The sequence below is a fragment of the Bacillus sp. DE0042 genome (assembly GCF_007680225.1).
GTDB lineage: Bacteria > Bacillota > Bacilli > Bacillales > Bacillaceae_G > Bacillus_A > Bacillus_A wiedmannii.
Genome location: NZ_VEJP01000001.1, coordinates 1336236 through 1358993 on the forward strand (window position 1 = coordinate 1336236; position 22758 = coordinate 1358993).

The 22758-nt window shown below is 34.2% G+C and carries 22 protein-coding genes; 13 read left to right on the forward strand and 9 right to left on the reverse strand.

Going from position 1 to position 22758, the window contains the following annotated elements:
- Positions 1-2: 2 nt before the first annotated feature.
- A complete protein-coding gene (locus FS802_RS06580) occupies positions 3-791 on the reverse strand; it encodes a hypothetical protein (protein WP_000232617.1) in 789 nt (262 codons plus the stop codon).
- Positions 792-966: 175 nt separating this feature from the next.
- Between FS802_RS06580 and deoD the strand changes: the two genes are divergently transcribed.
- From deoD to FS802_RS06600, 4 genes are all read left to right on the forward strand, one after another.
- On the forward strand, positions 967-1674 hold the full coding sequence (deoD, locus tag FS802_RS06585; protein ID WP_000110707.1) for a purine-nucleoside phosphorylase: 708 nt from the start codon (positions 967-969) through the stop codon (positions 1672-1674).
- A 156-nt stretch (positions 1675-1830) separates the two neighbouring features.
- A complete protein-coding gene (locus FS802_RS06590) occupies positions 1831-3642 on the forward strand; it encodes a sensor histidine kinase (RefSeq protein ID WP_098653872.1) in 1812 nt (603 codons plus the stop codon).
- Between the two features lie 107 nt (positions 3643-3749).
- Complete coding sequence (locus tag FS802_RS06595) at positions 3750-4280, forward strand: tyrosine-type recombinase/integrase (protein ID WP_000806236.1); 531 nt, start codon at positions 3750-3752, stop codon at positions 4278-4280.
- Positions 4281-4399: 119 nt separating this feature from the next.
- The gene (locus tag FS802_RS06600; protein WP_001094861.1) at positions 4400-4594 is read left to right on the forward strand and encodes a DUF3924 domain-containing protein; all 195 of its coding nucleotides are present in this window, start codon (positions 4400-4402) and stop codon (positions 4592-4594) included.
- A 297-nt stretch (positions 4595-4891) separates the two neighbouring features.
- Here FS802_RS06600 and FS802_RS06605 read toward each other — a convergent pair whose 3' ends face one another.
- Positions 4892-5737, reverse strand: a complete 846-nt coding sequence (locus tag FS802_RS06605; protein WP_000897339.1) for a DUF72 domain-containing protein — start codon at positions 5735-5737, stop codon at positions 4892-4894.
- A 160-nt stretch (positions 5738-5897) separates the two neighbouring features.
- Here FS802_RS06605 and FS802_RS06610 point away from each other — a divergent pair, with 160 nt between their 5' ends.
- The 3 genes from FS802_RS06610 to FS802_RS06620 all read left to right on the forward strand — a co-directional run bounded on the left by FS802_RS06610 (position 5898) and on the right by FS802_RS06620 (position 9218).
- Positions 5898-7169 carry an ATP-binding protein gene (locus tag FS802_RS06610; protein WP_000937263.1) on the forward strand — a complete coding sequence of 424 codons (1272 nt, stop codon included), beginning with the start codon at positions 5898-5900 and terminating at the stop codon, positions 7167-7169.
- Positions 7170-7412: 243 nt separating this feature from the next.
- The gene (locus FS802_RS06615; RefSeq protein WP_144524925.1) at positions 7413-8594 is read left to right on the forward strand and encodes a Gly-Xaa-Xaa repeat protein; all 1182 of its coding nucleotides are present in this window, start codon (positions 7413-7415) and stop codon (positions 8592-8594) included.
- Between the two features lie 195 nt (positions 8595-8789).
- Complete coding sequence (locus FS802_RS06620; RefSeq protein WP_144524927.1) at positions 8790-9218, forward strand: hypothetical protein; 429 nt, start codon at positions 8790-8792, stop codon at positions 9216-9218.
- A gap of 126 nt (positions 9219-9344) precedes the next feature.
- On the opposite strand, the gene FS802_RS06625 is transcribed toward FS802_RS06620, so the two are convergent.
- Positions 9345-11387 carry a transglycosylase domain-containing protein gene (locus FS802_RS06625; protein ID WP_000769285.1) on the reverse strand — a complete coding sequence of 681 codons (2043 nt, stop codon included), beginning with the start codon at positions 11385-11387 and terminating at the stop codon, positions 9345-9347.
- Positions 11388-11699: 312 nt separating this feature from the next.
- Here FS802_RS06625 and FS802_RS06630 point away from each other — a divergent pair, with 312 nt between their 5' ends.
- From FS802_RS06630 to FS802_RS06640, 3 genes are all read left to right on the forward strand, one after another.
- Positions 11700-12320, forward strand: a complete 621-nt coding sequence (locus tag FS802_RS06630; RefSeq protein ID WP_000231452.1) for a DUF47 domain-containing protein — start codon at positions 11700-11702, stop codon at positions 12318-12320.
- Between the two features lie 11 nt (positions 12321-12331).
- Complete coding sequence (locus tag FS802_RS06635) at positions 12332-13330, forward strand: inorganic phosphate transporter (protein ID WP_000380274.1); 999 nt, start codon at positions 12332-12334, stop codon at positions 13328-13330.
- A 117-nt stretch (positions 13331-13447) separates the two neighbouring features.
- Entirely contained in the window at positions 13448-14248 is an 801-nt protein-coding gene (locus tag FS802_RS06640; RefSeq protein ID WP_000455764.1) for a sulfite exporter TauE/SafE family protein, read from the forward strand.
- 293 nt (positions 14249-14541) lie between these two features.
- On the opposite strand, the gene FS802_RS06645 is transcribed toward FS802_RS06640, so the two are convergent.
- Positions 14542-14769: a hypothetical protein gene (locus tag FS802_RS06645; RefSeq protein ID WP_000882907.1), complete on the reverse strand. Its 228-nt coding sequence runs from the start codon at positions 14767-14769 to the stop codon at positions 14542-14544.
- Between the two features lie 170 nt (positions 14770-14939).
- Between FS802_RS06645 and FS802_RS06650 the strand changes: the two genes are divergently transcribed.
- Complete coding sequence (locus tag FS802_RS06650; protein ID WP_000600574.1) at positions 14940-15452, forward strand: Crp/Fnr family transcriptional regulator; 513 nt, start codon at positions 14940-14942, stop codon at positions 15450-15452.
- A 31-nt stretch (positions 15453-15483) separates the two neighbouring features.
- Here the strand turns inward: FS802_RS06650 and hmpA are convergent, their stop codons facing one another.
- The 4 genes from hmpA to FS802_RS06680 all read right to left on the reverse strand — a co-directional run bounded on the left by hmpA (position 15484) and on the right by FS802_RS06680 (position 20554).
- Complete coding sequence (hmpA, locus tag FS802_RS06655; protein WP_078183659.1) at positions 15484-16692, reverse strand: NO-inducible flavohemoprotein; 1209 nt, start codon at positions 16690-16692, stop codon at positions 15484-15486.
- 159 nt (positions 16693-16851) lie between these two features.
- On the reverse strand, positions 16852-17370 hold the full coding sequence (locus FS802_RS06660; RefSeq protein ID WP_144524929.1) for a hypothetical protein: 519 nt from the start codon (positions 17368-17370) through the stop codon (positions 16852-16854).
- Between the two features lie 359 nt (positions 17371-17729).
- Complete coding sequence (locus FS802_RS06670) at positions 17730-19085, reverse strand: RNA-guided endonuclease TnpB family protein (protein ID WP_098653876.1); 1356 nt, start codon at positions 19083-19085, stop codon at positions 17730-17732.
- A gap of 371 nt (positions 19086-19456) precedes the next feature.
- The gene (locus FS802_RS06680) at positions 19457-20554 is read right to left on the reverse strand and encodes a site-2 protease family protein (protein WP_070168580.1); all 1098 of its coding nucleotides are present in this window, start codon (positions 20552-20554) and stop codon (positions 19457-19459) included.
- Positions 20555-20704: 150 nt separating this feature from the next.
- Here FS802_RS06680 and FS802_RS06685 point away from each other — a divergent pair, with 150 nt between their 5' ends.
- The gene (locus FS802_RS06685) at positions 20705-20902 is read left to right on the forward strand and encodes a hypothetical protein (RefSeq protein WP_001053356.1); all 198 of its coding nucleotides are present in this window, start codon (positions 20705-20707) and stop codon (positions 20900-20902) included.
- A gap of 100 nt (positions 20903-21002) precedes the next feature.
- Here the strand turns inward: FS802_RS06685 and FS802_RS06690 are convergent, their stop codons facing one another.
- Positions 21003-21854 (reverse strand): YhfM domain-containing protein, encoded by an 852-nt coding sequence (locus FS802_RS06690; RefSeq protein ID WP_098653877.1) that lies wholly within the window; start codon positions 21852-21854, stop codon positions 21003-21005.
- A 108-nt stretch (positions 21855-21962) separates the two neighbouring features.
- On the opposite strand from FS802_RS06690, the gene FS802_RS06695 reads away from it, so the two are divergent.
- A complete protein-coding gene (locus FS802_RS06695; RefSeq protein WP_144524931.1) occupies positions 21963-22739 on the forward strand; it encodes a class I SAM-dependent methyltransferase in 777 nt (258 codons plus the stop codon).
- The last annotated feature ends 19 nt before the right edge of the window (positions 22740-22758 follow it).

Genomic DNA, 22758 nt, shown 5'->3' on the forward strand with positions numbered 1-22758 from the left:
ATTTAGCTGTTTTTTCGTTTTTGAACTTGTACAATAAATTCTTTTTCATATTTCTTACCATTTATATAGAAATCTCCCCATATTTTATACGTTCCTTCTACAGGAAATGTAATACGATATTGTAATTGCTCATCTGTATCAACAGGTATTGCGTATAAAAAGTTTTCTCGCGTTTCGTCCACGATATAGAGCGCCTCTACTTCTCCTCTCTCTGAATGTAATTTCAATTTGTCACCCTTTTTCGCTTGGAATTGAAATGTTAACGTCGCTGGTTCATTCGGATGCAATGCACCAAATAAAAGAGAAACTTCATACTCCCCTATTTTTTTTGTAAGTACACTGTCGATTGGAAATTTTACTTTTTTCTTATTTTTCTCCTCTATTTCTCTCCCAAAATCTTTCTTCGCAAATGATTTCACAGATTTGTTTTTGTCTTCATATAAAAATATTGTATATCCTTCATCTTTCGCTATTTTGGAAGATACCTTATAGGATCCATTTCCTGCAAATGTAGGTTTCATTTGTTCTACATGCTTTAATTGTCCGTCTACAATAACTGCCCGAATTTGATCATTCACACCACGAACTTCGTTATTTTTATTATTTAGTAATTGAAACGAAATATCTACTTTCTCATTTCCTTTTCCATTTGACACATCCCATTTTACTTCCTGAACATCACCTACAGTCTCTGTAGTTTCCTGATACTTTTTTATGTAAAATCCGCCTACTACAATAAATAGCAAAGCAACAAGTCCAATGACAAGATTTTTCAAAACATCACCTACCATTTTTATTGTCTCTGTTCATACAAAACTTCTTACATATATATTCTAGATTATGATTTATGAAATCCTCCTGCTTTGCACATATTACAAATAATTAAAAGATTTTAATTGAAAGGATTGATAGTGTATAATGCAAATGATATTGATTTCTATCAATACATTATAAGGAGGACTTTTCATGAGTGTACATATTGAAGCAAAACAAGGCGAAATTGCTGAATCTATTCTATTACCTGGTGATCCATTACGTGCAAAATATATCGCTGAAACATTTCTAGAGGACGTTACTTGCTATAATAACGTGCGTGGTATGTTAGGTTTCACTGGAACTTATAAAGGAAAACGCGTATCTGTTCAAGGTACAGGTATGGGTGTTCCTTCTATTTCTATTTATGTAAACGAATTAATCCAAAGCTACGGAGTTAAAAATTTAATTCGCGTTGGAACTTGCGGTGCCATTCAAAAAGACGTAAAAGTACGTGACGTTATTATTGCAATGACAGCTTGTACGGATTCTAATATGAACCGTTTAACATTCCCAGGTTTTGATTTTGCACCAGCTGCAAACTTTGATCTTTTAAAGAAAGCTTACGATGCTGGAACTGAAAAAGGCTTACACGTTCGTGTTGGTAACGTTTTAACAGCAGATGTATTTTACCGCGAAAGCATGGACATGGTTAAAAAACTTGGAGATTACGGTGTACTAGCAGTAGAAATGGAAACAACTGCTCTTTACACATTGGCAGCGAAATACGGTGTAAATGCGTTATCTGTATTAACAGTAAGCGATCACATCTTCACTGGTGAAGAAACAACATCTGAAGAGCGTCAAACTACATTTAACGAAATGATTGAAATTGCTTTAGACGCAGCAATTCAACAATAATACATTAAAGAACTCGTCATACGTCTGTCGAGTTCTTTTTATGTGACTTTTTATTAAAAACTACTTTCGGAAGAGACAGATTTTCTCCTCTACTTTTTTGTATCGTTTGTTATAATTAAGAAATCATTTACAGTATTTCTCACAAGAGGTGACGCAGTGAAAAACAGAAGTATCGTCTTTAAACTATTTTTATTAACATCAACATTATTTACAATCATATTCCTCCTTTTTTTCTTAGGACAATCTCTATTTTTAGAGAAATTTTATATTAATAAAAAAGTAAAAACAGTTCAAACTGCTTTTGAAAAGTTCGTAAATACTTACGAAAAAAGTGGTAAAACTTATGAGGAAATTCGAAAACTAAAACAAGAATTTCATGATAAAACAAATGCTGAAATGCAGTTTTTAAATACGAACGGCATTATTAAAAGCGACAATAATTTCTACATTGATGTAATTAACCCTAAAAATAATAAAGCATATTCCATTCCACTCAATAATGTTTTAACACCCGAAGAATATAATAAATTCGAAAACTTAGGATTGAAAAAAGATGGAGTGATAAACGTCGTCGGTTTTTTACAAGATTCCACCATAACACCACTAGAATTGACAACAAACTATAATCGATGGCAAAACGAAAATATCAACTCAGATTTTCAATCCATTAATGGAACCCCTGCTAAAAATAGACTTACAAACCGATCCAAAACTGTGACTCAAATTGAGTTTACTGGTATCGTATCTAAGTTACAGCTTCCATCCAAAGCGGATGTTCGTCTTGCAAATGATTTTGAAACATTACAAGCCGTTCAATATTTTGCAGAGATTATTAGAAATGGCACTGCTAACTCGCAGCAATTAAACACTTATATAATAGACGGTGGAGAGAATATAAAAAATAGTATCTTTGTAAAACCTATTGTGGAAAATGGGAAAATTACAGAATACGCTTTTGCGATAGCGTCTTTGCAACCTGTTAATGAAGCGATGCTCGTTTTAAAGGATTATTATGTCTATGCCTTAATCATCGTTTTTCTCGTAATTATTTTGTTATCTTTCTACTATTCAAAAATCATTGTGAAACCATTAATTAAAATGAATCGTGTTACAAAGAAAATGGCCAATTTTGATTTTAGCGAGAAATTACCTGTGACAGCAGACGATGAAATTGGCGGGCTTTCCGGCAGTATTAATACGTTATCTGTAAACTTAAAAGACCGAATCGATCGATTAAATGTTGCCAATACAAAATTGCAACAAGATATTGAACGTGAACGTCAATTGGAAAAAACGCGAAAAGAATTCATTTCTGGTGTATCACATGAATTAAAAACACCACTCAGTGTAATTAGAAGTTTCGCAGAAGGAATTAAAGATGGCGTTAGTAAAGATACGACGTATTATACAGATGTTATTTTAGAAGAAACCGAAAACATGAACAGACTTATTGTTGAAATGTTAGAATTAGCAAAACTAGAATCTGGTACGTATAAACTAGATATGACGACATTCTCAATCGGTGAATTAATTCAACAAGTCTATACAAAGTTATTATTTAGCATGGAGGAAAAGCATTTACAAGTGAACATAGATGTAGACTCTTCTATATTTGTTAAAGCGAATCGTAGTCGTATTGAGCAAGTCGTTGTAAACTTACTTAGCAATGCAATTCGCTATACGCCAGATGGAGAAAAAATACAAGTCTCCGTTATAGCAATGGAAGATACAGTAAAGGTCGAAATCGAAAACACAGGAAACCCTATCCCTGAAGAAAGTCTTGAAAAAATTTGGGATCGTTTCTACCGATTAGATGCATCTCGTAGCCGTCATACTGGAGGTACCGGTCTCGGGTTATCTATTGTAAAAAACATTTTAGACCTCCACCATGCCGAGTACGGTGTATACAATACGACTAATAGTGTTGTATTCTACTTTAATTTACAAAAAGTAAAAGAAGTCAAATAATTTGTCTTAATTTCACTAGGAGTTCACATGAAATTCACACTCTCCCTTTATAGTTAGAAACAAGTTAATCCTTTCCTTTACACACATAAAAGAGGAGAGTGCGTGAAATGAAACAAGCAGGACAACCTATTCAAAATGAAAAACAATTAGAAACTATCAAAAATATACTTTTACAATCTTCGAAACGTGATGGCTTATTATTCGTATTAGCTGTAAATTCTGGCTTAAAAGTAAGTGAAATCTTACAATTAAAAGTTAGTGATGTAATCGATGAAAATGAAAATGTTCGCCATTCCATTTTATTTTACAATGAAAAAGTAAAGAAACATAAATGGTTTGCTGTAAATGAAGACCTACAGCACGCGATCGAAGACTACATGAAAGAACGGAAAACTTGGAAACGTAATGAACCATTATTAAAGTCTCAAAAAGGAACGAAATCTATTACGAGACAACATGCATGGTACATTTTAAACAAAGCTGCAAAAGAAGTTGGATTAGAAGGGATTAGCTCACATACACTTCGAAAAACTTGGGGATATTGTGCATACAAATCAGGTGTTGATATCGCATTTTTACAACACTTCTTTGATCATAGTACTCCATCAAAAACTTTAAAGTATATCGGTATTGCTTAATAACTCTTATACATAAAAAAGGTTACCATTTATAAATGGTAACCTTTTTTATGTTTCACATTCTCTTTTCTTGTCTCTCCTATATTGTAGTGGTACTCTAATAGTAAGGGGGAGAAATTATGAACACATTAACAATTGAATTACCGAAAGAAACGGCTGAAAAACTTGATTTATTAAAACAAGCTTATGAAAAGAAAACAGGTGCTTCCATTTCTGAAAGTACTCTTGTTCAAACACTTATCTCAAAAGAATTTATCCAAGCGATAACTCCTTTTGATTTACAACAATTCGTCACTGGAAAAGAACAGCATTAATTGCTGTTCTTTTTTTTGATACTTTATTAGGAGTTTACTAGCATTCTCCCCCGAAAAACTTCTTTGCTTCAGCCAAACCTTTTATCAGGAATCTTCCTACCCGTTACTGTCTCATAAAAAGTTTTTTATTTATTTTTCGGAAAACTATTGACAATGATAATGATAACCATTATCATTTATTACGAAGCCAACAATTGATGAATCAACCAAACGCTCAGTAACATTGTTACCCCTCTTTTTCATATAGAAAGGCACTGTACATTCCCCCTGTTTGTACAGTGCCTTTCTTGTTTATTATCATTCAAACAAATTTAATTGCTCAGGCTTCGGCTCACCATATGTAATGTTCATCATTTTCATAAGCTGTTTCGCATTATCCGCTGCATCTCCGCCCGAATTATTGTTAAATAGTACATATATGTCCTTTGTCTTCTTTTTTAATTGCTCTAATCTTTCTACCCATTCTTCTAATTCTTTATTGTTGTAACGATATAAGCAACGAACCGCTCTCCAATTTTCCCCTTTATCAAGCCACCCATGAACATTCCTACCGTGAAAACGTATAAGTGCCATGTCTGAATTCGTAGCCTCTAACACGAGTGGTACCGAACCTATTCCAGCCTGTGGTTCATCACAAATGGTATGAATCCATTTCCCATGTTTTAGAAACTGTATCGTCTTATCTTTCATTTCGGGATAAAACCATGTTTGATTTCGAAATTCTATGGCACACGGTAAACCTCCCATTTTTTCTTTCGTATATCGAAGGAAATCCACATTTTTCTTTTTACAATCAAACCATGGTGGATATTGAAATAAAATCATTTTTAATTTATCAGCTTCTATTAAAGGCAGAATAGATTGTTTGTACACATCAAACATCTCGTCGAACGTAGAAAAAGGGATTTCACCTTTCATATGTCCCGTCATCCCTTGATATGCTTTTACTATAAAAGCAAAATCTTTCGGTGTTTCCATTGCCCATTTTGTATAGTTTCGTGCAGGTTGCATCGCATAAAATGAACTATCCACTTCCACTATAGGAAAATACTCACTATATGTGCGTAATTTATTTCTATTTTCATAGGGATCTATATATAAAGAATCATGATCTCCCCACCCTGTCACTCCAATGAAAAGCAAATATATCCCTCCCTTTTTAACTTCACCTTCTATTCATTCTACTCACTTCCCGAACACTTCAGCTAATCAATTTTATTAAGTAGCCCCTTCTTTCAGAGTATCCGTATAAAAATATGATATACTAGATGGAAGAATTTTTAAATTGAGGGGTTATTTATTTATGCTTCCAAACGATGATATTGTATCTCATGAAAAACGAATAGAAGAATTAGAAAATAAAGTACGTTTTTATGAAGAACTTGTGAATCAATTACCACATCATTTCACATACAAAAATCCACATATTGGTTTACAAATAAAGAAAACGAGAACGACTCATTCCATTCAAAACATAAAAAAAGAGAATAAAGAGGCTGATTTTCAACTTACTTGCGATTCATTATTTTTATTTGAGCAACTTGAAACATACTTTATTCATATTTTTGATGCTTTTTCACATCATGTAACCTTTGTTAATGCTAAAGGAAATATCACTTTATGTAATCAAGCTGCAGCAGATGATTTTGGTGTAGTACGAAATGATATAATCGGAAAGCCAATTCAACAATTACTACAATTGCCAGAAGAAAAAATTAAAGCTCTCGAAACATTAAGAACGGGAACAGAAATATATAATGAAGAAGTATTAGACAAAAACTATGGCATTTTAAATAACCGAATTATTCGTGATTATAACGGAGAGATTTTTAGAGTTATTAGTGTCTTTCATTATTTAAACACAGAACGTGATGCAGAGAAATTTTCTTTAGCAGGGCGAATTGCAGCTGGGATTGCACATGAAGTACGTAATCCTCTTACAACCGTACGAGGTTATTTACAATTTTTACAAGAAACTGTTTCTCCATCTAATAAAGAATTATTTAAAAACTTACTTATTCCTGAATTAGACCGCGCAAATAGTATTATTACAAAATTTTTAGCTATTTCAAAAACACGCGAATTTACAAGAGAACCGTTTCCTATTAATACATTTTTACGTGAGTATATTCAACAGTTACTAGCTAGTGAAGTCTTTTTACATAACATTTCAATTGATTATAATTTTTCTACCGAATTAGATGATGTATTAGTCCATATTGATCGCCATGAACTTGTGCAAGTTTTTTTAAATCTATTTCAGAATGCTGTCGATGCTCAAGGTGAAAAAAAACTTTCTATCCAAATTACTAGTTATCGCCTAGATAATTTTGTTCGTATTACTTTCACTGATAATGGAATTGGTATTCCAACAGCCATTCAAGAGTATATCTTTGATCCATTCTTCTCAACAAAAGATTCGGGCACAGGACTGGGCTTGTCAGTAACGAAGAAAATTATTCAAAATCATAACGGTACATTAAAAATGACCAGTAATCAAGATGGTACAACTTTCACTATTTCAATTCCAATTTTACCTAAAACAACCCTTGAAAGATTAAATGACTACAAATGAGGTACTCCTCCACAAACTGCATGCCAATTGTTAAATACCTACAACAATTGGCATGCAGTTTTTTATGTTGAATTTTTCGTCTTTACATTATATAAACCTTCTCTTTATCTTACTTATTTTTGCTAAGAGGGCCAATGTCTTATTTTTTTTAGAAACGGTAGTTTGTCCATCACGAATTTAGTATAAATTTCATTTTAATATATAGTAACGACTATTGATTCTATGAAAGAAAGGAATGAAAAGATGAACAATAAAAATAAAGGAAAAGTATTTTATGGTAATGATTGTTGCGAAGTCAGAGCCTGTAGTTATATTAACATTTCTAAGTCCGAACTTACAGAATTCGTTAGACTTCTTCAAGCTCTTGGCCAAGCTATTCAAGCTGTCTTTCAAAACCCTTCTCAAAATAATATCGATAACTTGATTGCTGCCCTAAATAACCTACAAAAATTCCTCAATTGCTTAGATTTATCTCCAGCACAAAAACAAATTGGAAATTCTATTATCGCTAATCTATTAACTATTTTAAAAACAAAACCTTTCTCATGCGGAGCATTATATGTTGAGCTACAAAGCCTGCTTAATTATTTATTGTATATCGCTAAATTATTCCAAGTAGATTGCTACACTATCGACAAACTAGTTAAACTCATAACAGAGATCCAAACTATCCTAGTTCAGTACGGATCAGGTTGCCTTGGAGGAGGAGCAACAGGAGCTACTGGTGCTACTGGACCTCAAGGACCGGCGGGTGTTCAAGGTGCTACTGGACCTCAGGGTGCTCAAGGTATTCAAGGACCAGCGGGTGCTCAAGGTGCTACTGGTGCTCAGGGACCAGCGGGTGCTCAAGGTGCTACTGGTGCTCAAGGTCCAGCTGGCGCTCAAGGTGCTACTGGTGCTCAAGGTCCAGCGGGTGCTCAAGGTCCAGCCGGCGCTCAAGGTGCTACTGGTGCTCAAGGTCCGGCTGGCGCTCAAGGTGCTACTGGTGCTCAAGGTCCGGCTGGCGCAACAGGTGCAGCGGGTACTCCAATTCCTGTAACTATCGCAGCTATCGGAAACTCAAATCCACAAACTATATCCCCTGGAACAAACATCCAATTCAATCAAGTTTTTGAATTAACTAATATCTCTTTCAACGATACTTCAGATACTTTAACAATTTTAGAAACAGGCGTATATGATATTAGTTTCTCAGCGTCTACAACTTTCCCAGGATCTTCACCATTTGGATTCGGTATTTCATTCAATGGCCAACCACCTAATCGTAACTTCTCAACTAACGTTATCGGTAGTGCTGTTTCTTTCTCTACAATCGTTACTTTACAAGCTGGTACAACGATTGCTGTACAGCCTACAGCAAATACTATTTCTATTCCTAACACAGGTGATACAACTGCAACACTATCCGTATTCCGAATTTACTAATTTTCAATCAATAAGTATATTTATAATAATATGTATCGTTTAACCGTGCATTAAATCTCTCTTTATATAGAAAGGAGCACTTATTTGGGAGGATAAGTGCTCCTTCTTTACGTTTCTTTACCTCAAATTTACTCTGTCTTAATCCTCATTTTGTATGATAAATAGTGAAGTCAAAGATATGAAAGAGGGATGAAAATGAGAGTTATGTCACTAATACGCATTTGGTTTACTCTTATGGTATGCATTATTTTATGTGTAGGATTTTTTTTAACTCTAAAATATTCCACTATATCAAAAGCAGAGAGAAAAACTGTTCCATACAAACTTTTGTATACAAAACAAAGCAACATCCCTTATTCCAATACCACAAAGAATGAAAAAAAGGTTATAAAAGGAATGCTTATTACGAAAGCTTCTAGTTCCGAAGCGTTACTTCAAATTGCTGAAACGATTAAAGATCAGTATACAAATAAAAAAATCGATGAAATCACACTTTCTATCCACAATGAAAATAATGGTAATTACGAAGAAGAATTACTTTACGAGCCTATTAGTAAAGGAAAAATAATCGTCACATACGATTCTCAATCCTTTGGCAGTACAAATGTTACACTTAACGAGTAATACTATTTATCCCAATTGATATGGGCTAACAACTCGTAGAGATAGATACAGCTCCTCCCACCGATTAAAAGTTCACTTAATTTCTCATACGAAAAAGAGGCGAATTTCGTTATTCGCCTCTTTCTTTTACCAAAATGAAGGAATCCATTCTTTCACTTTATCAATCCACTCTTGTTGCTCTTTTTTTCTTTGTTGTTCCTCTTCTTTTCTTCTCTTCTCTTCTTCTTTTCTTCGTTTTTCCTCTTCTATTGTATTCAATTGTTTTTTATAATCAGCCTCAGATATGAGCGATAACTGGAATGCTTTTTGAGCTGGATTGGCATTCGCTTTTTTCATAATATCCCGGAACATTGTCGTCGTAATTTGACTTCCCCCCGGAACATAATGATCACTATCTGTTTTATCATATCCTACCCAAATCGCACCTACTAAATCTGGTGTGTATCCAACAAACCATGAATCCTTTGCACCGGCGCTTGGTCCATTTACAATTTGAGTAGTTCCTGTCTTACCGGCCGTATCAACATTATTAACTTTCGCCTTTTCGCCCGTGCCCTTTTCGACAACACCTTTTAATAAATATGTCATCTTTTGTGCAATTTTCTCGCTCGTCACTCGTGTCTCTTTCTTATACCACTTTCCAATTGTTTCGCCTTCAGCATTTTGTATCTCTCTAATCGCATGAGCTTCCACTTGAACACCGTCATTTGCAAATGTACTGTATGCTTGAGCCATTACAAATGGAGAGGTCCCAACATGCATCCCGCCTAAAGCAATTGGATACGTACGATCTTCTGGCACTAATGGAATACCAAATCGCTCTAAAGATTTCAATCCTTTATCCAATCCAATTTGTTCCAATAGCCAAACAGCCGAAACATTGTACGACTTTGCCACAGCTTCATACATTGTCACATCACCGTGAAAAGTATGATCACTATTTTGCGGTTTATATTCTTTAATATTAAATGGTTCATCTTTTAATATATCATATACTTCATACCCTTGCTCTAACGCTGGTACATATACAGCCAGAGGCTTTAACGTTGATCCAGGTTGTCTTTTTAATTGGGTTGCATGGTTAAACTGTAAAAACTGATACGGTCCTCTACCCCCAACTAAAGCTGGTACACCACCTGTTTTTGGATTCATAAGAACTACACCCGTTTGCATAAGCTGGTCTGAGCCATTATCTTTGAAATAACTCTCATTATTCACAACGTCTTCTACAGCCTGTTGTCTTTTCGGATCAAGCTCTGTATAAATACGATAACCACCTGCTAAAATTTCATTTTGTGTTAATTCGTACTTGTCCATAGCTTCCCTAACAATATAATCTACATATTGAGAGTATTTCCCCTTGTATTTATCATCCACACCACGTTTTAACACAAGACCGCTCTCTTTTTCTTTATTATACTGTTCGTCAGAAATATATCCTTGCTCTTTCATTAAACTTAATACAACATTACGTCGTTCGATTGACTTATTAAAGTTTTTATAGGGCGAATACGCAGACGGTGCTTTAATCAAGCCAGCAATCGTTGCAGCCTCTGAAACCGTTAAATCTTTTACATCTTTATCAAAATAAGATTTAGCTGCCCTTTTTATACCCCAAGCCCCTTCACCAAAATAAATTTGGTTCATATACATTTCAATAATTTCATCTTTCGTATACGTACGCTCTATTTTTTTTGTTAAAAAATATTCCTTTATTTTTCGAGAGTATGTGCGGTCTTGTGTCAGAAATACATTTTTCGCAAGTTGTTGTGTAATTGTACTTCCCCCTGCTACAACTTCTCCTGCTGTAATATTTTTAAAAACTGCACTTATAATTCCACTATAGTAAATACCGTGATGGTTAAAAAACTCCTTATCTTCTACTGCAACAATTGCCTGAACCATAATGTCAGGAATATCTTTCCTTTTAACACCTTCTGTTTTAGAAGAAGCTAATTTAGTCGCAACTTCATTATTTGCATCATAAATTAAGGTCGGTTGCGGAACAGCTTGTTTTAATTCAGATATGTCTTGAATGGAAATTATTATATTTATAGCAATAAATAGAGTAGCGAGTAAACTCCCTAATACAATTAATGAATTACGAAGTTTCTTCCTCTTGTTGAACCACTCCTGCATTTTTTTCAAGTGAGTGTTCTTCAATTTCATTCGTTCACTTCCTTCATTTGTTTACACTCTTCTTTTCAAAAGGAAGAATATACCTCCTTTTAAATTTATTATAATAACGTAGTCGTTCCTATAGTGTAAAGCTTTTCTTTCACATTCATACTTTTTGCAAGAAAAGGACATTCTACAAGTAAGATATTCACTATTGATTATTAATATTATTAATACAACAATGAGAGTTATGTTAAGTTTTTGTAAACTTTTCGATAAAATGTTTTAAAAAACGACAGTTTTTTGTTAGAATTGACTAGCCAATATATTTTACATATATTACTTTTGTGGGGGTAACTAATAATGGTATTTAAATCAAAAAAAGATAAATTTTCTGAAATGTTAATGAATGTTTCCGAAAATTTAAAAGAAGGCGCGCAGTTTTTCGTGGAGTATAAAATTAAAAATGCTAGCGATTTAAAAGAGTTTTCTATGCGCATGAAAGAGTATGAGTCAAAAGGTGACACATTTATTCACGAAATCATTATGGAGCTAAACAAAGCGTTTATTACTCCAATTGAACGTGAGGACATCCTACAACTTGCAATGAGTATGGATGATGTATTAGACGGATTAGATCATAGTGCTGGTCTATTCGAAATGTATTCTATTACAGAAGCTGATGAATACATGATTAAATTCGTTGAAGCAATTAATCAATGTGCGATTGAGATTGCAAATTCTGTTGAACTACTGTCTAAAAAGAAGTTAGTCGACATTCGTACGAACGCAATTAAGATTAAGGATTACGAATCACAATGTGATGATATTCGCCGTCATGCGATTAAGCACTTATTCTCTCGTGAGAAAGATCCGATTAAGATTATTCAATACAAAGAGATTTACGAAGAGCTTGAAGAAGTAGCGGATAGCTGCCAAAGCGTTGCAAACGTATTAGAAACAATTATTATGAAGAACGCGTAAGGAGTTTGATCATGGATACACTCTTGATACTGACCGTTTTAGTAGTCATTTGCGCTTTAGCTTTTGACTTTATCAATGGATTTCACGATACAGCAAACGCTATTGCAACGGCTGTTTCAACGAAAGCTCTAAAGCCTAGACATGCAATTATTATGGCAGCTATTATGAACTTTTTAGGTGCGATGACATTTACAGGTGTAGCAAAAACGATTACAAAAGATATCGTTGATCCATTTGCCTTGCAAAATGGTTCTCTTGTAATTTTAGCTGCTTTGCTTGCGGCAATAGCTTGGAATTTAATTACTTGGTACTACGGTATTCCAAGTAGTTCTTCGCATGCAATTATCGGCTCAATCGCAGGTGCAGCTATCGCTGCTGCCGGTATTAGCTCATTAAATCTTAAAGGGTTCATAAAAATTCTTGAAGCTTTAATCATTTCACCGATTATCGCTTTTGTTATTGGTTATATCGTATACAGTATTTTTAAAGTGGTCTTTAAAAACTTTAATTTAACGAAAACGAACAAAAACTTCCGTATATTCCAGATCTTCACTGCAGCATTACAAGCTTATACACATGGTACGAATGATGCACAAAAAGCAATGGGAATCATTACGATGGCTCTTATGGCCAATAACTATCATACTTCTGACGACATCCCGTTCTGGGTACAATTATGTTGTGCAATCGCAATGGGTCTTGGTACTTCAGTCGGCGGATGGAAAATTATTAAAACTGTCGGTGGACAAATTATGAAAATTCGTCCTGTAAATGGGGTAGCTGCTGATTTATCATCATCACTTGTTATTTTCGGCGCAACATTCATTCACTTACCGGTTAGTACAACGCACGTTATCTCTTCTTCTATTTTAGGGGTTGGTGCTTCACATCGTGTGAAAGGTGTAAAATGGGGAACTGCAAAACGTATGTTAATTACATGGGTTATTACACTTCCTATTTCAGCTTCGTTAGCTGCATTATTTTACGCTTTATTACACTTAATCTTTTAATTAAAAGTCGTCTTCCTTATTTTTCTAGGAAGACGACTTTTTTGTGAACAAACCTTTTTCTTATTAAAAAGCGTGTATAATAATTGGTGGATAAGTTATATAGAGGAGTTGGAAATTTTGGAATACATCATGTTACTTTTCATCGGATTAATCGCCGGGACAGTCGGGAGTCTAGTCGGGCTTGGTGGCGGAATTATTATTGTTCCGTTATTAATCGGATTACACAGTCTATCACCACAACTTGCAGTAGGAACTTCAATGGTAACAGTCGTTTTTACAGGACTATCTTCCACCCTTACTTATATGAAGCATAAACGAGTAGATTACAAAAGTGGACTTATTTTATTTATCGGGAGTGGCCCTGGTGGTATCATCGGCTCATGGGCAAACAAATTTTTAAACCAAGATACATTTTCTTTATATTTTGGGATTTTCCTTATTTTTGTCTCCATTCTTCTTATGTTACGAGACAAATTAAACCCCCTTTCTTTATCAAATATGACGGTAATTAAGCGTTCTTTTACAGATAACGAAGGAAACACTGTACACTATCAATTTCCACCGCTTCTCGCTATCTTTATCGCCTTTATAGTTGGTTTTATATCTGGGTTATTTGGAATTGGCGGCGGTGCCTTACTTGTTCCAGCAATGATGCTACTTTTTGCATTCCCAGCACATATTGCTGTAGCAACTTCGATGTTTATCGTATTTTTATCAGCAATTGTAAGTTCTGCAACTCACATCTCCCTTGGAAATGTCAGCTGGGTTTACGCATTAATTCTTATTCCTGGTGCATGGATTGGCGGAAAAATCGGGGCTTATATTAATACAAAATTAAGTGGTAATGCCGTAATTAATTTATTACGTATCACATTAATTATTCTCGGAACTAGATTAATCATCACTTCTTTTTTATAACGCGTTCTTTTTAGAATGCGTTTTTCTTATACACATGAATATAAAAATCCTCCTAAGAGAACAAATAAAATTAAACAAACACATAATAACATATAATTGGAAATATGTACTTTCTTCAAGTTGACCACTCCTATAACTGCGACTGTTATCTTTATGATAGCGAAAAAATAATTCACTTGCAGTTACAAAGTGCTAACAATGCAAAATCATTTATTACAAATTTTATCCTTATATTTCATTTCTTTGTATATTCTATCGTTTTAATAAAAAAAGATGTCATATTGACATCTTTTTTAGTGAAGAAGTGACCATCCCATAAAATCCTCATGTACTTGGCACGCCCTCTTATCGTTTCGATCATATAATTCAGCATAACTATCTGTTTCTTCATCATAAGCCATCGTATAAATAATTTGGCCGTCTACTTCAACGGATAACACGACTCCACCTTTCATCTCTTCTACATGAATGATAGCATTCGCCGGAATTCTCATATCCGTCATTTTTATCGCATCTAACAATATACTAAACCCCCTACAGCGTATTCATTGCTAGTACTATTACACACTAAATAGTATACTACTGTAATAGCATATATTTCGTCAATGAAATTGCTGTTTAAATAGCATATTGTCTTTATACATATACGCTAAAATAGAAGAAATAGAAATGTTTAAATGGGGGGCTAACATTGATTCTACACAAAGGAGATGTACTATTCCGTCAAGGCGAGGACGGTCCTTTATATTTTATAAAAACAGGTTTATTAAAAGTAGTACGGATAGAAGAAGATGGAACACCATTTCTATTCAACATTATCGTTCCAGGTGAAACGATACCTCACCATTCTTTAATTTCACCGAAGGAATATCACGGTACAGCAATCGCTTTAATGAAAACAGAAGTTGAACCTATAATTAGTAATGAATGGTACGATCAACTTCAGGCAAATCCTGCATCATATGCAAATATCGCTATGCAACTACAATCAAAATTAAGAATGATGCAACAGCGTATCGATCAATTAACAACCGTCTCTCCGAAAGAACGTCTACATCGTTTACAAGAATGGTTCACACTATATTTAGGTGACATTCCTATATATGAAATATTAACACAAACTGAAATCGGTCAACTCATAGGTATACGCCGTGAAACAGTAAATCGGCTGTTAAGAGAACAAATAAAAAACGAGGTAAAATAATACCTCGTTTTTTCGCTTATTCAAATCCATTCTATTGTAAGCTTGCTGCTGGACCGAAAAATTCATAATGAATATGCTCTTGTTTCACACCTAAATCAGTTAGTGCAGCATTTATATGTTTCATAAATGGTACTGGACCACAGAAATAAAATTCTGCTTCCGTTGTCGGAATGATAGTTTGTAACCATTCAGCTTCAATGAAACCTTCTTTATCAAAGTTCTTCATTTCCAAGTCTTTTTCAGTTGGTGCAGAATAGCAAGTGTACGCTTTAACTTGTTCGTATTCATTATCTACTGCCTCAACGTGTTCTTTCATTGCATGTGTATTACTATTTATCGCTGCATGAACAAAACATACATTACGTTTTGAGTTTTTTTCAATTAACGTATTTAGCATACTCATCATTGGTGTAATACCTACTCCACCACTAATTAGCACAACTGGTAATGTTGAATCCATATTTAATACGAAATCTCCTGCTGGTGCACTTACTGGTAACATATCCCCTTCTTCTACATGATCGTGTAAGTAGTTAGATACTTTACCGTCCGGTGTATCTACACCTTTTTCTTTCTTTACACTAATACGATAATATTCTTTTCCAGGAGCATCTGATAAACTATATTGACGATTATGTGTATACGTTTCACCTTCTATGTTTATTTGAATCGTTACATATTGTCCTGGGATGAATGAAGAAACTTGCCCTCCATCCTCAGGTTTTAAATAAAATGATGTAATAACGTCGCTTTCCTTCACTTTTTTAACAACCACAAAGTTACGGAAATCTTTCCATCCACCTTCTTTATGTGCCGCTTCTTCATACATCTCTGCTTCAATGCTAATGAATGCATCAGCAATGACACCATAAGCTTCTCCCCATGCATTTAAAACTTCATCAGGTGCACCTGCGACCTCTTTAATTGCACGTAGTAAACATGTACCTACAATTGGGTAATGCTCTGCTTTAATACCTAAACTTCTATGCTTATGACCAATTTGTTTTACAACTGGAATAATAGCTTCTAAATTATCAATATACGTTGCAGCTGCATAAACAGCATTCGCTAGCGCTTGTTGTTGTCTTCCCTTTTTCTGATTTGTATGGTTGAAAATATTCAATAACTCCGGATGTTCCGAAAATAAAATTTGATAAAATCTCGTTGTAATTTCAACGCCTTTTTCTTGTAATAATGGTACTGTTGACTTTACGATTTCAATTGTTTTTGCACTTAACATTGTATCCCACTCCTCTATTTCCTTAACTGTTTTTAGTTTAACTGAATTGTATAGTACATATTGTGATTTTAATCACTATTAACACGGTGTTTTTGTGAATAATATATGAACATTGCACTTACAAAAGAAAATAAGCCAACTAGAATTCTAGCTAACTTATTATTTGGACTGTATAGCTTGTTCAATTACCCTTATATCTTTCCCATCTCCAAACTCTGTATACCCCCAGATGTTCGTTTCACCTCTATATTTATTTACAATAATATCTAAGTCATGGTATATACGATGTGCATAAACTACATACTCAATATTTTGAAGTTCCACACCTTTTTTTACAATTTCATAGCTTCTATTTACATCACGTTTTATTTTTTCATTCTTTATTTCTGTATGTATATTTTTTAAAGACGATTCTTGTTGTTGAAACCATTGTTTAAATTGGTTCCAGTCCCCTTCTGTATAATTCTCTGCTTTACCGTAATTTAAGAAATTATTATAACTTTCATGCGTTATACGAATAAAATCTAGCACTTTTGTCTCTTCTTGCACATCTTCTATTTGAGCTATTGTACTTACCTCAGCAGGCTTATTCGCATAATGTAATAGCAATTTCATAAGACTATAGCTCGCAATGATCATTACGATAATAATCCCGAATACAATTAACAATTTCTTCATATACAGAACTCCTTCTCTACTAAAGATATTACAATGTATGACTATACTTGTAACATTCTCTCGTAGAAGTATAATTCCTGTGTCAACTACCCCCACTGAGTTGACACGTTTCAGTGGGGGCTTGAGTTAGAAATCTAGGTCTTTTCAGACAGTTTGACGCTCTAGCATTCATGTCACCCTACGGTAACACCCCAAGTATGTTTTTGGTTGGTACTGGCAATGAACTATTGTTTTCCCACTTGCACCACCCTTTCGAAAAAGAGCAGTTCTTCCTTGTGAAAGAAGCCACCACTCAGATGAATCCGGCGTGTGCTACAAGCCCCGACAAGTCGAGTACACACGGATGGTTGACGCACCCACTAAGCTATGCGCGAAGCAACAGCCTTACGTTTTTGCACTTCTAATAGAATCGGCGTTTTCACTTTGAGAGTGTCATCCAATTGTACAACTCTTGATTTTTGCAATGTATTCAGCGCACCATTAATATCAGCATGGATACATGTTCCTGCTTTACTTTGATACAGACCACGAGTGATTCGTTTGCCACTAAAGCGATAATGAATCCTATCATCCTCAGACCAAACTGGAACCGGATCTTTATCAAGAAAACTAGCTTTTGAAGTATAGCTTTCTTCTTGTTTTAAAAATCGTATACCTTCTTTTACACACTTATTCTCAATCGCTGCCATCAGTTTATGAAATGGGATTTGAACAAATGTTTGATTATTCTTTTTTCCCATATCTGATTTTTGTTTCCAACCAGCGTTATACCCTACGACAACCGTATCTATGTTACATGCTTTCACTTTTTTGAACAACAAGCCTACAGTTTGTGAAATGTAACCATTTATTTGTCTTTCTCTTTTATGCCAAAGTGCCGCCATTTGATTTGTTACAATACGTTTTGAAATTCCATTGTCCATATTTTTCTGTTGTAGATTACGTATCATTTTATTGAAGTACTGGTTAATGGATTTTAATTTTTTTCCATCAATTAAGAATGTATTACCTGTATTTGTTACACAACTTACTAATCTGTCTACACCTAAATCGCAACTCAAAGCGTTACTAGTAGTCGTGGATGGCTTCTTCATTTGAGAAACGTGCATTTCATATGTGTAATGCACCTCAAGGAACCGACCTTTTTGCTTTGGTACAATCTCAATGTAGGAAATTTTTTTATTTCTTAAGTTTTTAGGCATACGTATTTTAATGGAACCGAATTTTTTTCTGAATGCTACATTCATCGGAATCATCCAAAACCCGTTATCATCCACTTTTGGAACTTGATAGATTTCAATGCTTCGTTTGTCAGTTGAACGAGAATAATTCGGAAACTTAGGACGACCTGTGAACTTCTCAGGATTTTTCTTCCACTGTTCCCATGCTTTAAAAAAGCTCTTCACTTCTGTAAATAAGGCTCTACGAATCGCTTGAACAGAGTTTGATTGCATGCCCGAGTAGTTCATATCGGCTTGCATGGCAGTGTCCACTTCTTTTACAGTAGCCATTTTGTTATTGTTCAAGTAACTTTGTTTCATCGTGTACAATCCAACATTTCGCAATGCTTTTGAACTATGTGAAATGCGTTGCAGTAAGCGAAATTCTTTTGCAGTAAGGCACGCTCGTCCGATATTCTGTTTCTGCGTGAATCGTTGCATGTTTTCTCTTTTCTTTTGTTTGCGCAATACTTTCACTGCTTTCTTTCTAGCCACTGTTTTCACCACCTTTCTTAGAGAGTTCATTAAAATTATTCCTTTCCTAAGATCATGTTTTATCTTAGGAAAGGAATATTTTTTGTAATTGTTAATTACTTTTGAATCAAATAACCAAATGATTATTATTATCCAATTTCGTTGTCTTACGATATATTCCCTCCTTATCTAAGGGCACATTATATTGTAAGACAAAAAGAAACAAATATTCGCCCCGGGAAAATTGTTATGAACCAAACAAAAGTGTTTGGTCTACCTTCTGACGGCAATTCATCTCCACCTGTATTGTTGGGTTTCACTCGTAACACAAATCAGATGAAGTCTTCTTGCCGAAAGGGATAAACCCTTCCTATCATTTCGACAATATTTTTCTATACATTTCTCGTTGGTAAATGTTCTTGTAAAACAATGTATCCTTCATAAGCTGTGTAACCGAGTATAGCCATTAATCCGATATAACAAGCAAAGACTGTCCATTTCGTTTTCATATCAACTTTATAATAGTTTTCCTGTTGTCTCTTTTCTGTCTCCCATTCCTGTAATTTTCTTTCTGACATTTCAAATGCTTCTCTTATATGAATTGTATGTGTTTCTTTTTCATCTTCATATGGAACGTAATCAAGCGGCTCAAACTTTGGTAAAAGATGCTCTAACACTTCAATCTTTTGAAGTTCTCCTACTTTTAATTCTTTCTCTCTTTCTTTTTGCCTTAATATATTTATTTCATGTTGCATCATATATATATTTCGATGCACCGCACCTGTTTCTTTTAACTCCTCTTCAAGCCTTGCAACATATTCTTTCATTCCATCAATTCTATATCCTAATTCCTTAATTGGCTCATCTCTCTTTATTACTCTATATAATTCCATACAGCCGATAATAAAAATAAATCCTCCCAAAATACTTTTAAAGTAAATGGAATAACCGAGCAATACAATAAGGCCCGCTCCCCAAATCTTTGTACTTACAACTGAGATAATTCGTCCACCATCTAATGGAGAAACCGGAATCAAGTTAAAGAAGTTAATCATACTTCCAAGTAAAATAATTAATGCCCAAAATGGCTCTTTCGTCATTATATAAAGTGGAATCGCAGGTAAAAATGACAACAATCCGAAAAGAGGTCCCATATAGGCGATATAAGCTTCATCTTTTGCATTTTTTGGCATCTCTTTCATCCCAATAAGAGCACCCATAAACGGAATAAATATTGCTGGCGATGTTGGTATACCTTTTCTTTTCGCAGCCCATAAATGGCCCATTTCATGAATAAACAATAAATAAATGAGCGCTACCCCAAATTTCCAACCATATATAACCGCGTATGCACCAAGTGATAGAAACATACTAAATACCGTTGAAAACTTTGCTAGTTTAAAAATTGCAAATACCCACTTTAACTTAGAAAGTAAAAATAGCCCTATTGCAACAATAATTCCCCATAATCCTTTTTTATTATTTTTCATATTCCTCTCCTTTATCTCTCATTAATGAATCCTATTCATTCATCAAAACTATTTTTTTCTCTATTATGACATATTTTTTTCTGTCGTTAGAAATAATGTTTATTTAATCCATTTTTAGCCAAAAATATAAATATAAGGAGGTGTTTGCAAATGAATTTACAATCTCTCATAATAGGTGCTCTATCGTTTTTAGCTTCAACTCTTATTTTTTATACCGTTAGTTACGTATTATTATTAGATTTGTTGCCCAATCACGTATTTATTGCCCTTGTCATCCTTTCCGCTCTTATGATTTCTTTTCTTATTACACGAAAATCAATGAATGAGCCATCTGCAAAAGCAAAGTAATAGAGAGGGGGATTTTCCCCCTCTCTATTATCATTTCCTAGGAAAGGTCATATAGACTTTACATTCATCCCGATCCGTAAGGACTAATTAAAGTTTCACTTTATCTTTGTAAATTCATTTTTTCACCATACTCTTTAACAATTTGAATGATATTTTGAAAAACACCTATTTTTTCTTTTTTACTATTTAATATTTTCAAATCATAATTTTCATAATATGTCTCTAATGACTTTAATTGTGATTCTGAAGCATCTTTTACCTGCACAGTAGCCTGTAATTCATACTGTTTATACCCTTCCTTTACCTTTTCACCTGAAATTTTTTCACTTTCTTTTGCTCCAATTAATTTTTGAACTTTTTCTGGGAAAACGACTTGTAAATAATATTCTTGTTCCTTCTCTAACTTGTTGTATAATGATTGTGAAATCGTATACCGCACCATATAATTCACTTTTTGATCGCCTGCTTTAATATGAAACGCAGTAATCTGCAAATCTTTTTTTGTTACTTCCGTTAAAGGACCTACCTGCATCTCATCTTCTTTTTGTTCTGAAACATTTGGAAATATAGCCAAAAGCTTTTCCGTATCTTTTTTATTCAGCATATACATAGCTTTCTTATATTGTACCCATCCTCGTCTGTCTTCTCCTCTTAGCCATGCATAATATGTTTCTTTTTTTCCATCCCTATTAATTTGTATTTCATATTCCGGTTCACCAAAACTACCTGTTACTTCTTGTTTTTCCGCTTTATCTATAATGTCTATTACTAACGTAGCTTCTGATTCCTGTAACTTTTTCTCTTTATGTTTTTTTTGTATAACGGTTACCCCTACTGTTTCTTTCACTTCATTCACCGCCTCTTCCACTTTTTTTGTTTCTTTTTTTTGCTCTACTTGACCACAAGATGCTAGTAACATAGCAAATAACAACAATACATATTTCCTTTTCAACTTAATCCTCCTTTTACAATAAGAAATTCTTATACTCTTCATATAAAAAACAAAAACGTGACACACTATCAAATACGCTATACTAAGTATTGAAAGGAGGTCTTTTTCATGTCCATTAATTTTCACGATGCAAATAATAAATACACATACGCACAGCGAAACGCCCATATTTCTTGGGGAGAAATGATAAAAAGTATTACAAATATACAAAACAAGCAAATAATTGATATCGGCTGTGGTGGCGGGATTTATACGAAAGAACTTGCTCTTATGGGGGCCAAAAATGTCATTGGACTTGATTTTTCAAAAGAAATATTACAAGCTGCAAAAGAAAATTGTAACGGATTTCCAAATATTTCATTCATTCAAGGTGATGCACATAGCGTCCCATATCCTAATGATACATTTGACATTGTTATTTCGCGCGCAGTGATTCATCATTTACAAGACATTCCTACATTTCTACGTGAAGCTTCTCGTATATTAAAGAAAAACGGTGTACTTATTGTACAAGACCGAACTATTGAAGATTGTACAATTCCTGGAAGCACCGAACACATTCGTGGATATTTTTTCTCTACCTTTCCAAAACTCATTGAAATAGAATCAAAAAGGCGGCCAAAAACCACCACGATACAGCAAGAATTACAAAAACATTTTCTTCATGTGTTCCCCTCTCAAACACAATGGGAAGTACGAAAAATACATGATTCTGTAGAAGCATTGCTACAAGATTTATCACCTCGAACAGGTCGATCCATTCTATATGAATTAACAGATCATGAACTTTCTCAACTTCTACAACAGGTCCAGACCGCATTACAAAGCATCTCTCCTATTATCGAAAGAGATCGGTGGACAATTTGGAGCGCCATGAAATTGTAAGGAAGGAAGCCTCACAACA